At 62.6% G+C, this 12,549-nt stretch carries 11 protein-coding genes; 9 read left to right on the forward strand and 2 right to left on the reverse strand.

The window, feature by feature from the left end; all coding sequences use genetic code 11:
* The 8 genes from DIE23_RS34330 to DIE23_RS34365 form a co-directional block, all read left to right on the forward strand.
* The coding region (locus tag DIE23_RS34330) for an ATP-binding cassette domain-containing protein (protein ID WP_148093483.1) at positions 1 to 564 on the forward strand (564 nt) is incomplete at its 5' end.
* A gap of 38 nt (positions 565 to 602) precedes the next feature.
* Positions 603 to 1,640 carry an ABC transporter permease subunit gene (locus DIE23_RS34335; RefSeq protein ID WP_124616688.1) on the forward strand — a complete coding sequence of 346 codons (1,038 nt, stop codon included), beginning with the start codon at positions 603 to 605 and terminating at the stop codon, positions 1,638 to 1,640.
* An 86-nt stretch (positions 1,641 to 1,726) separates the two neighbouring features.
* Positions 1,727 to 2,671, forward strand: coding sequence for an ABC transporter substrate-binding protein (locus tag DIE23_RS34340; RefSeq protein ID WP_124616689.1), 945 nt, complete (start codon positions 1,727 to 1,729; stop codon positions 2,669 to 2,671).
* Between the two features lie 33 nt (positions 2,672 to 2,704).
* A complete protein-coding gene (gene pgi, locus DIE23_RS34345) occupies positions 2,705 to 4,303 on the forward strand; it encodes a glucose-6-phosphate isomerase (RefSeq protein WP_124616691.1) in 1,599 nt (532 codons plus the stop codon).
* Positions 4,304 to 4,316: 13 nt separating this feature from the next.
* Positions 4,317 to 5,252 (forward strand): carbohydrate kinase, encoded by a 936-nt coding sequence (locus tag DIE23_RS34350; RefSeq protein WP_124616693.1) that lies wholly within the window; start codon positions 4,317 to 4,319, stop codon positions 5,250 to 5,252.
* The gene (zwf, locus tag DIE23_RS34355) at positions 5,249 to 6,712 is read left to right on the forward strand and encodes a glucose-6-phosphate dehydrogenase (protein ID WP_124616695.1); all 1,464 of its coding nucleotides are present in this window, start codon (positions 5,249 to 5,251) and stop codon (positions 6,710 to 6,712) included. The genes DIE23_RS34350 and zwf overlap by 4 nt, the downstream gene beginning before the upstream one ends.
* Positions 6,713 to 6,774: 62 nt before the next feature.
* The gene (locus DIE23_RS34360) at positions 6,775 to 7,806 is read left to right on the forward strand and encodes a hypothetical protein (protein ID WP_124616697.1); all 1,032 of its coding nucleotides are present in this window, start codon (positions 6,775 to 6,777) and stop codon (positions 7,804 to 7,806) included.
* A gap of 345 nt (positions 7,807 to 8,151) precedes the next feature.
* Positions 8,152 to 9,258: a porin gene (locus DIE23_RS34365; RefSeq protein WP_124616699.1), complete on the forward strand. Its 1,107-nt coding sequence runs from the start codon at positions 8,152 to 8,154 to the stop codon at positions 9,256 to 9,258.
* A 551-nt stretch (positions 9,259 to 9,809) separates the two neighbouring features.
* Here the strand turns inward: DIE23_RS34365 and DIE23_RS34370 are convergent.
* Positions 9,810 to 10,112: a DUF3331 domain-containing protein gene (locus tag DIE23_RS34370; protein ID WP_124616701.1), complete on the reverse strand. Its 303-nt coding sequence runs from the start codon at positions 10,110 to 10,112 to the stop codon at positions 9,810 to 9,812.
* Between the two features lie 199 nt (positions 10,113 to 10,311).
* Here DIE23_RS34370 and DIE23_RS34375 point away from each other — a divergent pair, with 199 nt between their 5' ends.
* On the forward strand, positions 10,312 to 11,784 hold the full coding sequence (locus tag DIE23_RS34375; protein ID WP_409364268.1) for a PLP-dependent aminotransferase family protein: 1,473 nt from the start codon (positions 10,312 to 10,314) through the stop codon (positions 11,782 to 11,784).
* 112 nt (positions 11,785 to 11,896) lie between these two features.
* Here DIE23_RS34375 and DIE23_RS34380 read toward each other — a convergent pair whose 3' ends face one another.
* Positions 11,897 to 12,403: a YkgB family protein gene (locus DIE23_RS34380; protein ID WP_124616703.1), complete on the reverse strand. Its 507-nt coding sequence runs from the start codon at positions 12,401 to 12,403 to the stop codon at positions 11,897 to 11,899.
* Positions 12,404 to 12,549: the final 146 nt, after the last annotated feature.

Here is a 12,549-nt window from a genome sequence, read left to right on the forward strand (position 1 = left end):
GCACATTCGCCGCGCGAATCGATCGACGCCGGCCTCGTCTACCTGACCGAAGACCGCAAGCGCCAGGGCCTGTTCCTTGACATGAGCGTGCGCGACAACATCAACATCTCCGTGTGCAACCGCGATGCGCGACTCGGCGCGCTCGATCTCGCACGCGGCGCCGAACGCGCACGCGATGCGATCGCCTCGCTGTCGATCCGCGTGCCGAACGCGAACGTGAACGTCGGCGCGCTGTCGGGCGGCAACCAGCAGAAAGTCCTGCTGTCGCGCCTGCTCGAGACGAAGCCGCGCGTGCTGATCCTCGACGAACCGACGCGCGGCGTCGACATCGGCGCGAAATCCGAGATCTACCGGATCATCAACGAACTGGCCCGCGCGGGCGTCGGCGTGATCGTGATCTCGAGCGAGCTGCCGGAAATCATCGGCGTCGCCGACCGCGTGCTCGTGATGCGCGAAGGCGAGATCGCCGGCGAACTCGGCGGTCACACGCACACCCCGATCACGCAGGAAGCGATCATCGCGCTCGCGACCGGCTCGCAGGCCGAACCTGCCGACGCGCACTGACCACGGCCTTCATTTCCCTCTTCATTCAAGGTACCGAAATGATCAACCCGACCAAGCAGCGGAACCTCGCTTCCGCGACGGCCCATCCGGTGGCCAACCGTACGCCCCTGTTGCGCGGCGCCGATCATCGCGCGCGCATGCAATCGCTGATGCGCACCGCCGGCATGCTGCCGGTGCTGCTGGTCCTGTGCATCGGCTTCGGATTCCTGACCGACGGCTTCTTCACGCTGCAGAACCTGTCGATCGTCACGCAGCAGGCATCGATCAACATCGTGCTCGCCGCCGGCATGACCTTCGTGATCCTGACGGGCGGCATCGACCTGTCGGTCGGCTCGGTGCTCGCCGCGTCGGCCGTCGCCGCGCTGCTCGCGTCGACCATCCCCGGCTGGGGCTGGCTCGGCGTGCCGGCCGCACTTGCCGTCGGCCTCGTGTTCGGCGCGATCAACGGCGGCCTGATCTCGTTCCTGCGCCTGCCGCCGTTCATCGTCACGCTCGGCGCGATGACGGCCGTGCGCGGGGTTGCCCGCCTGATCGGCAACGACACGACCATCTTCAATCCGCAACTGCCGTTCGCGTTCATCGGCAACGGCACGATCCTCGGCGTGCCGTGGCTCGTCGTGATCGCCTGCGCGGTGATCGCGCTGTCGTGGTTCATCCTGCGCCGCACGGTGCTCGGGATGCGAATCTATTCGGTCGGCGGCAACCCGGAAGCCGCACGGCTGTCGGGCATCAACGTGCGGGCGATCCAGCTGTTCGTGTATGCGGCGTCGGGCCTGCTCGCGGGCCTCGGCGCGGTGATGTCGGCCGCGCGGCTCTATGCGGCCAACGGCCTGCAGCTCGGCCAGTCGTACGAACTCGATGCGATTGCCGCGGTGATCCTCGGCGGCACGAGCTTCGTCGGCGGCGTCGGCTCGATCGTCGGCACGCTGATCGGCGCGCTGATCATCGCGGTGCTGACCAACGGCCTCGTGCTGCTCGGCGTGTCCGACATCTGGCAATACATCATCAAGGGGCTCGTGATCATCGGCGCGGTCGCGCTCGACCGCTATCGCCAGCGCGACTCGGCCCGTACCTGACACCCGTCTGTCACCGTTCAACCATCGGGGCGCAGGCAGGTCCTCCTGCGCCCATCCGCCAACGGACCTTCCGGAGACACAACGACATGTTCAAGCACAAAGCCGCCCTGACCGCCGTCGCCTGCGCGCTCGCCTTCGGCGCCGCCGCCGCCCATGCAGCCGACAAGCCGCTGAAATCGATCGGCGTCACGGTCGGATCGCTCGGCAACCCGTACTTCGTCACGATCGTGAAAGGCGCCGAAGCGCGTGCCAGGCAGCTCAACCCGAACGCGAAGGTCACGGCGGTGTCGGCCGACTACGACCTGAACAAGCAGTTCACGCAGATCGACAACTTCATCTCCGCGCACGTCGACATGATCCTGCTCAACGCGACCGATCCGAAGGCGATCGAGCCGGCGGTGAAGAAGGCGCAGGCGGCCGGCATCACGGTCGTCGCGGTGGACGTCGCGGCAGCCGGCGCGAACGCGACCGTGCAGACCAACAACGTGAAGGCCGGCGAGCTGGCGTGCGACTACCTCGCGAAGAAGCTCAACGGCAAGGGCAACGTGATCATCGAGAACGGCCCGCAGGTGTCGGCCGTGATCGATCGCGCGAACGGCTGCAAGGCCGTGCTCGCGAAGAACCCGGGCATCAAGCTGCTGTCGAGCGACCAGGACGGCAAGGGCTCGCGCGAAGGCGGGATGAACACGATGCAGGGTTACCTGACGCGCTTTCCGAAACTCGACGGCGTGTTCACGATCAACGACCCGCAGGCGATCGGCAGCGATCTCGCGGCGAAGCAGCTGAATCGCCCGAACATCGTGATCACGTCGGTCGACGGCGCACCCGACATCGAGGTGGCGCTGAAGTCCAACACGCTCGTGCAGGCGTCGTCGAGCCAGGATCCGTGGGCGATGGCGCAGCAGGCCGTCAACGTCGGCTACGGGATCATGAACGGCCAGAAGCCGGCCAATCCGATGATCCTGATCGAGCCGACGCTCGTCACGCGCGACAACGTGAAGGGCTACAAGGGCTGGAGCAGCCCGCGCTAACCCGTCCCAACACATCCCGGGCCTGACACGAACATGACCTCATTGACCCAAACGCGCGCGTGGCGCGCGCTCGCCAGTCATCGGGACGCCTTGCGCGGCGTCTCGATCCGCGCACGATTCGACAGCGACTCGGAGCGCGCATCGCGCTTCAGCCTCGAGGCGGCCGGGCTCTTCGTCGATTACTCGAAGAACCCTGTCGACGACGAAACCATCGCCCTGCTCGTCGCGCTCGCCCATGAGGCGAATGTCGATGTGCATCGCAACGCAATGTTCGCCGGCGAGAGAATCAATCGCACGGAAAACCGCGCGGTGCTGCACGTCGCGCTGCGTGACCGTTCGGGTAGCCCGAGAATCGTCGACGATGTCGACGTGTCGCGGCAAGTGAAAGACGTGCTTGCCCGGATGCGGCGCTTCTCCGATGCAGTACGCTCCGGTGAATGGCGTGGTCATACGGGCCGTCAGATCACCGATATCGTCAACATCGGCATCGGTGGCTCGGACCTGGGTCCCAAGATGGTGTGCGAGGCGCTCAAGCCGTACGCGCATGAGCGGTTGCAGATGCATTTCGTCTCGAATGTCGACGCGGCCGACATCGCCGAAGTGCTCAAGTGCGTGAACCGGGAAACGACGCTGTTCATCGTGTCCTCGAAAACGTTCACGACACGCGAGACGCTCATGAACGCCCACACCGCCCGGGCCTGGCTGCTCGAAAGCGGTGTGCCCGACTCGGCGATTGCCAAGCATTTCGTCGCCGTCTCGACGAATGCCGAAGCCGTTTCGAAATTCGGCATCGATACCGGCAACATGTTCGAGTTCTGGGACTGGGTGGGCGGACGCTACTCGCTATGGTCCGCCATCGGTCTACCCATCGCGATCATGGCCGGCATGGACGCGTTCGAGCAGCTGCTCGACGGCGCGCACGCGATGGACCGCCACTTCGCGCAAGCCCCGCTTGAACGCAACCTGCCCGTCCTGCTCGCGATGATCGGTATCTGGCATCAGAATTTCCTCGGCACGACGAGTCATCTGATCGCGCCGTACGACAACTATCTGCACCGGTTGCCCGCCTATCTGCAGCAGCTCGACATGGAAAGCAACGGCAAGTCGGCGACGCTCGACGGCGAGCGCGTCGATTACGCCACCGGTCCGGTGATCTGGGGCGAGCCGGGTACGAACGGCCAGCACGCGTTCTTCCAGCTCGTGCACCAGGGCACCGCCATCATCCCAACCGACTTCATCGTGTGCATGCGGCCGCATCACGCGTTCGACGATCACCATGCCGTCCTCGTCGCCAACTGTTTCGCGCAGTCCGAGGCATTGATGAACGGATCGCGCTCGACCACCGAGCCACACCGCAATTTCGAAGGCAATCGGCCAACGAACACGATTTGCCTGGACACGCTCGATCCGGCGTCGCTCGGCGCGCTGATCGCACTGTACGAACACAAGGTGTACGTGCAAGGCGTGGTTTGGCGGATCAATTCGTTCGACCAGTGGGGTGTCGAACTCGGCAAGAAGCTCGCGGTTGCGATCGAGGACGAGTTGCTCACCCCAGGGCAGGTTCACTCGCACGACGGCTCGACAAACCAACTGATCAACCGCTTCAAGGCGCAGCGTCACGCCGCGGCCTGACATCCCGGATTCCATGATGAAGTTACCGCGACTGGTCATCTTCGGCGAAGCCCTGACCGATTTCATTCGAGACGATACGAACCGCTGGCACAGCGTTGCCGGCGGCGCATGCTGGAATGTCGCTCGCGTCGGCGCGCGCCTGGGCGTGCCGACCGGCTTTGCAGGTGCCGTGAGTGCCGACATATTCGGCGACGAACTCATGCAAAAGAGCGTCGAAGCCGGCCTGGACATGCGTTTCACGCAGCAGGTCGACCGCCCGCCGCTTCTTGCCATGGTTGTCGAGACGCGCCCGCCCCGGTATTTCTTCGTCGGCGAGAATAGCGCCGATCTCGCGTTCGATCCGACCGCACTGCCTCCGGACTGGCTCGAGACCGTCGAGATCGTTCATTTCGGCTGTCTCGGTCTGGTGCGCGAGCCCCTCGCGTCGCGTCTGATCGACATTGCGCTCGCCGTGCGTGCCGCCGGCAAGCGGATTTCGTTCGACCCCAACTTTCGCGCGCCGATGGCCGATCCATCGTACCGCGACACCTTGCGCACGATGATCGGTCTCTCGGACTACATCAAGGTGTCCGACGAGGATCTCACCGGCCTGTTCCCCGAGTTCGACGAGGCAGCGGCACTCACGCAAATCCGTGCATGGGCTCCGCAGGCCGCGGTGCTCGTCACGCGCGGAGCAGCCGGCATGGAACTCTTCACCGGCAAGGAAACGCTGGTGCAGCCGGGATTCAAGGTCACGGTCGTCGACACGGTCGGCTGCGGCGACGCATGCGTCGGCAGCTGGATGGCGAGCCTGCTGGCGCGCCCGGAAGCCGCCGCGGCCGAGCATCTTCGATTCGCTGCCGCCTGTGCGGCGCTCGTTGCCTCGCGCGCCGGCGCCTATGCGCCGACGACGGCCGAAGTACAAGCGCTGATCGAATCGACAATCGCAACCGCGAGCGCAGCCCAATGAGTGCGTCTTCCTCTACCCCCGCCCCGTTCGAATTCGTACTGTTCGGCGGCACCGGCGATCTCGCGATGCGCAAGATCCTGCCGGCGCTCTACTCCGCTCATCGCGACGGCCTGCTCGCACCCGAAGGACGCATCGTCGCGGTTGCGCAGAACGAATTCGATACCGCCAGCTACCTGGACTGGGTCGACGCGTCGGTGCGGCCGCACCTGATGCAGGCCCGGTTCGACGAAAACGCATGGCGCGATTTCTGCGCACGGCTCTCGTACGTGGCACTTGACGCAAGCCAGCCCGGCACCTTCTCGCACCTGGCCAACGTGCTTTCGCCGACGTCATCGCGCCAGATTTTTTATCTGGCGACGGGACCCTCACTTTTCGTGCCGATTTGTCGCGCGCTGGCGCAGGCAGGGCTCGCCCTGTCGACATCGCGGATCGTGCTCGAAAAACCGCTGGGCTACGATCTCGCCTCGTCGACGGCGATCAACGATGCGGTCGGCCAGATCTTTTCGGAAGAGCAGATCTACCGTATCGATCATTACCTCGGCAAGGAGGCCGTGCAAAACCTGTTCGCGCTGCGGTTCGGCAACGTGATGTTCGAGCCTTTGTGGCGTCGCGAATGGATCGACAACGTTCAGATCACGGTTGCGGAAGAACTCGGCGTCGGCGGGCGCGGCGGGTTTTACGACCAGACCGGTGCACTGCGCGACATGGTGCAGAACCATCTGCTGCAGTTGCTCGCGATCGTCGCAATGGAACCGCCTCAATCGATGGAAGCCGACGCGGTCCGCGACGAGAAGCTGCGCGTGCTGCGCGCGCTCAAGCCGCTCACCGACGAAGCGTTGCATCAGAACGTCGTGCGCGGGCAGTATCGCTCGGGGGTGGTCCGCGGGCAGCCCGTACCGGGTTACCGCGACGAATCCGGGATCCGGACCGACAGCACGACCGAAACATTCGTGGCGCTGAAGGCCGAGGTCGAAAACTGGCGCTGGGCCGGTGTACCGTTCTTCCTCCGCACCGGCAAGCGACTGGCGCAACGCGTGGCCGAGATCGTCGTGACGTTCAAGCGCCCGCCGCATTCGACGCTCGGCCCAACGGCGCTTTGGGCGGGGCCGAACCGGTTGACGATTCGGCTGCAACCGGATGAATCGATTCGCCTGAGCACACTCGCGAAGCGGCCGGGGCTCGGCATGACCTTGCAAGGCGTCTCTCTTGACCTCGCGTTCGACCGCTTCTTTCACCAAGACCGGATGGAAGCGTATCAGCGCCTGTTGCTCGACGTGATCGCTGGCCGACTCGCGCTGTTCGTGCGTCGCGACGAACAGGAGGCCGCCTGGCGCTGGGTCGCGCCCATTCTCGGCTTGAAGACGGAGCCCCGACCGTATTCCGCCGGAAACTGGGGCCCCGCACAGGCAAGCGCGTTGCTGGCAAGACACGGCACATGCTGGGGCGAGGAAGAGAACTGATCCGCGCGAACATGCCTCTTCCTATCGACCCAACGCCCTATCCGACTACACCTGACGAAGCAATGGATACAGTCTGGCATCTCGAATGGACGCACGGTGCGTTCGATCTCCATGCAGCCGGAGGCATGCTCGGTGGCGTTGCATTTCAGCAAGGCGACCGAACGATCCGTCCGTTTTATGAAGCCCCGTGGATCGGCCGAGCCGAGCCACAACCCTCCGGGCTGCTGGGCGTCATGCGAAGCGAATTCCCGTGCGTGCCGTTCGGTGTCCCGTATTCACCCGACCGACTGCCCACCGGCTGGCGGGACACTGCCGCGACGCCGTCGACCCCGGATGACGCCGCACGTGATGCGAGCGACGATTTGCAGCATGGTTATGGGTGTACCGGCACGTGGTCACTCGTCAGGCGGACCCCGCATGAGATCGAAATCGGCATCGAATACCCGGAAACATCGTCAATCGCACGCCTCACCCGCATCGTGCGCGCCGATCCGGCTTACGCTGCCTTGGACATCACGCTCCAAATCGAAGCGCGCAGATCGAGTTCATACCCCGTCGGGCTCCATCCGAATCTCGCGTTGCCAATGCTCTCTGGCGCATTTCGAATCGAGCCGGGCACCTACCATTTCGGGATGGTGCACCCGGCAGGCCCCGAACCCGGCGTATCGACCGCACTTGCCGGTGCGACATTCGAAACGCTCGAGTCCGTACCCCTCGCGGCCGGCGGCGTCGGCGCGTTTGACCGGCTACCGCTCGCGCAGTCGACGGAAGAAATCCTCCAGCTCTGCGGCATCGACGGGTCGGTAACGATGACTGACGACGACGTCGGGACCCGCTACCGGCTGACATGGGATGCCGACGTGCTTCCGTCACTGCTGTTGTGGATCAGCAACCGCGGACGGGCCTACGCGCCGTGGAACGGCCGCAACCTCTGCGTGGGTATCGAGCCGGTTGCGAGCGCATTCGAGCTTGGCCATGCGATCTCGCTCGACCCGAATCCGATCAACGCGCGAGGCATCCGAACGGCGCTCGCACTGAACCCGGACACGCGAACCGAAATCGCTTGCCGATTCGAGGTACTCGCCGCCAATTAAGTGGACATCGCACATCGGATCGCTCCTGCTTCAGATCCCCGGGAAATTGCTCCGGGCCGAATTCTGGCTTGACGACCGCTCGATCATCCGACACCTGATACATGAATAGTCGTACTACCTGAACTTCCTGCGACTTCGCTTCTTTTCCATAGCGACCAGGGAGACCTCGTCCAGCTTACCCGGCTGGACACTTCGCAAACCGAGGACATTTCGCCATCCCGTTTACACGTTACAGGATTCCCCAATCACTCATTTCGTTTTCCTTACTTTGTTCGGTGACAGTACGTACCGGACCTGCTGTGCCGCAGTAACGCGTTTTCCCTTTTGACAGGTTTGGAGCCAATTATGAAAAAAGCAATACTCACCGCCACGTTGATGTCCGCAGGTATCGTCGCCCACGCACAAAGCAGTGTCACGCTCTATGGCCGCCTCGACGCGGGTATCGAGTACATGAGCGGTATCGCCAAGGGCAATGGCAGCGGCAGTACGAGCCGCTGGCGTGCTGAAAGCGGCGATTGGGGCACCAGCCTCTGGGGTTTGAAAGGTTCCGAGGATATTGGCGGTGGGAACAAGGCCGTCTTTCACCTCGAAGGCTCGTTCAATGCGATGAACGGCAGTCTCGGCGGCACCGGCTCCATCTGGGATCGCTGGGCGACGGTCGGCTTTTCCAATGACGCTTTCGGCACCCTGCTGCTCGGCCGCGAGCTCTCGATCTCGAACGGGTTGTGGGATTTCGATCCGCTCGGCCAGACTTCCTGGTCGTCCGGTTCGCTCGTGCGCGGGCGCAACTGGAACAAGACCAGCAACAACATTTCGTACCAGTCGCCGAGCTTCTACGGTTTCGACGTGTACGGCCAGTATTCGCTGTCGAATGCAACGAGCTGGAACGGCAACGGCACAACCGCACAAGGTCGTGCCGACGGCCTGCAACTGACCTACTCGAATTCGTACTTCCAGGTTCGCGGCATCTATGACGAAGCGCGCGATGTCAATGGCAAGTTCTCGGACGTGTTCAACTATTCTCGGGAGTACTTCGCCGGGGTGAACGTATTCCTCGGCCAGTTCAAGGTGCAGGCGGCCTATCAGGCCTCGCACGCGAACGGCGCGCCGACCGCCAACAACGGCATTACGTCGACGCAGCAAGTCTGGGGCGGCGTCACCTGGCAGGCTACGCCGGCTGCAGCCCTGACTGGCGCCGTCTATCACGTCAATGCCAATCATGGCGGCGGCAACGCCAACATCTATACGGTTGGCGGCACATACAACATCTCGAAGCGCACGCTCTTCGACATGCAGATCGCCACGGTTCGCAATAGCAAGAACGCGAACTTCGGCCTGGAGTCGAACGCGGCAGGCGCGGGAGGCCCCGTCGCCGGCGGCGGATTCAACGACAACCCGACGCCCGGCCACAGCCAGACGGGCGTCTACGCGGGCATCCAGCATCTGTTCTGATTCGATCTCACATAAGGGGTAAGAACGCTTCTCCGCGCTGCTTCGTGCTGGTTCGGGACGCGGGTTGCGGTGCGATGCGCCGTCAGGGCATCGCACCGCGTAACCTGCGGTGGAATTTTGTGACCGGTCAGACGGTGAGCCTCGCGTCGATCTTGTCGGCTCGACGAACCGCGGCCGGAGATGTGTAGCGATGCGCGCTTGGAACGTCACTCGCTGTGGAACCGTCGTCAGCGTTCGATGCGCGCCTTGGCCCGGCGCGATTGCGGGACCCGTTCGCGGTGCAACAACACAGGACTATGGGGTCTCGGAAAAGGCGCCGTTCCCTTCATTGTTGGTGGTACGCAGCGACAGTATCGATATCTCACGCAGGCCGCGTTCGCCGACGATTCAGTGCGCGACATTTGTATCGACCTGCCGCGACGTTCGGGCCTTCCGCCCGCCTGGTACATCGCTAGTTTGCGTCGGTGTCAAAACCCAATGACCGAAACGCCGGAACGATTTCGCCACGGCTCAGTTGCGACTTGCCATCAACGACGACCTTCCTGGTGTCCTCATGTTTCGGCACTTTTTGACGTGACCGATTCAGGGAAAAGTCCGGCAACCGCTGACGCAAGAATCATTCGATCGTGATTGATGGGCACATGCGAGCGCTGTGTCCGCGGACGAAATACGGAATCCCCCGGCCGTATCGACGCACCGGAAAGCATGCAGACCGACTCCGTGTGCGCAAGACCGACCCGCCAGACCTGGTCCGCATAGCGCCCCATGCAAGGATTGCTCCAGCTGATGCTGATCATCGTTGGTGACAGTTGCTCCACGATAGAGATATACAGGGACGATCGGTCGTTATCCATGGCGGAAGGCTCATCAACCTAATCTGGTCAGCAACGCGGGATACGCATCGAGTAAATGGATCGCACTGAAATCGTCGCCAGCCAGGTCATCGCCGATCCGGCTGCGCCAACAACTTTCGGCATCGAAAAATGGCTCTTCTCTAGTGATCTGCACCCCTTACATTCTCGGCCACGATTGTGCGAAGATTTTGTGCGATTGATGGCACAAATAGAAGAACCAAGATGTCCCACTTTTGTGTGTACCAAGAGCATGATTCCAGACCTTCAAATTCAGATTGACCGGACGGCGAAGCTATCCCTCGCCGAGCAAATCCGCGTCAGCATTAGCAGAGCCATAGAATCGGGTTTGCTTGCTCCGGGCACGCGGCTTCCGTCTTGGCAGGACCTGGCGGCGCAGCTCGGTGTGGCGCGCGGTACTGTTCAAACCGCATACGAACGCCTATCCGATGCGCAAATGATCGAAACATTTGGAGCAAGAGGTACCCGCGTTGCGCCACGGCCCAGCGTCATCGTGACTCGACCCAAAGTGCCGCAGGTCGGTGCGTTCATGAAGGCTTATGATGAGATGAACGCAGGGCCTGCAATCTTTCAGCTAGGCGTTCCGGCGTTTGAAGGCCTGCCCGAGAAGCTCTTTTCCCGTTCTCGCTCCTCTAACCTGTTGAAAGCAGGTTCCTTGTCGTCCCTGCTCTATCCGGATCCCCGAGGCGAGCTGGAGTTGCGAACCGAAATCGCAGCCAACCTTGCGATCACTCGAAACTATCACTGCCACCCAGAGCAGGTGTTCATCACGTCGGGGTACGTCTCCGGGTTGGGCTCGGCACTTCGCGTGCTCGGCCTGGACGGCGAGAAAGTCTGGATGGAAGAGCCCGGCTTCATGGTCACGCGCAAAGCGCTGGAGCTTGCTCGCCTGAAAATCGTGCCGGTTCCGGTGGATGCAGATGGACTCAACGTTGACTACGGGATCGCGCAGGCGCCTGACGCTGCATTGGCGGTCGTGACGCCCGGTCAACAGGCCCCGCTGGGAGCGACCCTCTCATTGAGACGGCGTCTTCAGTTGCTCGAGTGGGCACGCTCAAGCCATGCGTGGATCATCGAAGACGACTACCTCGGCGAGTTGCAGCTCCAGGGCCGCCCAGCACCCGCGATGGCCTCTTTGGACGAAGGAAAACGGGTCATCCAGATCGGCTCCTTCAGCAAGACCATTAGCCCGGCCCTGCGACTCGGATTTGTTGTGGCACCTATCGAACTGATCAACGCCTTTTCCGAAGTCACCGCGACGCTGGCTCCTGCGCCGTCACCTGTCATCCAACTTGCGACAGCCGAATTCATGCGTCGCGGTCACTACATCCGACGCGTGCGCCGCCTCAAGCGCCTTTATTCTGCACAGCGTGACGCGCTGTGCGAACAGTTGCGAATGCGCGATGCAGAATGGATCAATGCCGGTCTGTCAGTGCTTCTCAGACTTCCGGATGGCGCGCCGGATGCACTGATCGTGAAGGAAGCGATGACCGTTGGTATTGCACCATCCCCGCTGTCCGCGTGGTTCGCGACGCCGTCATGGACAAGACCTGGCCTGCTGCTCAGTGTGGCAACCGCGCCGGAACAACATGTCGCGCCATCGTGCCGCCGACTGTTCGAGATCATCGAAAGATATTGCGGTAAGGCGCGGTAAAGGAACGGGGCGGCGCACGGCGTACTCTATACGGTCCGCGCGCGCCGACCGCCGCCGCAATCCGGTCTTCTATCGCATGTCGCCCTGCTCTGAATACTGCTGGGCGAACCACTCACGGCTTGTCGGTATCGGGCCCACCGCTTTGTATCGACCCGACGAGAAGACAAAGCGACGCTGCGAGCAGAACGAGATCCTTGAGAAGGAACTGGCCAGGCAGTGCCGAAATGGCCGGGAAGCCCCCCGCCGTCGCTTGCGCTACGCCGGGCGTGCTCAAGAAGAAGGTGAGCGTGATCACATAGGTCGCGGCCGACATCACCGCTCCCAATGCGGAGAAAACGGGTTGGAAGGCGCCGGCAATCAGCGCTGTGGCAGTCGACAACTCCAGCACGCCTATCACGTCGCTTGCACCTTGAACGCCGAACAGCGTGTTCAGCCAGCTCATTATCGGACTGTTGACGATGAACGGCGCGATGCCGTTGGCTTCGTACGCAGTGAACTTCATACCACCGAACCACAGGAAGATGACGACCAGCGTCCATCGGAGTAGCGCAAGAAGCGAGAGCGATCGAACACCCTTTTCAGCGATTTGCAGACGAATCTGATTTGCACGAATGGTCATCTTTAATATCCGATTAAAGTGAGATCTGACTACGTTCAGGAGAAAATCCCCGTGTTGCCGATCGAGCCGCCAGACGTTTCCGGCGTTCCCGACAACAGGAGCAGCGCAGCGTCGCATCTTGAGCTGCAGCGCGAATTTGGATCGGC

It is taken from the genome of Burkholderia sp. Bp9143 (genome assembly GCF_003853645.1).
Taxonomy (GTDB): Bacteria; Pseudomonadota; Gammaproteobacteria; order Burkholderiales; family Burkholderiaceae; genus Burkholderia.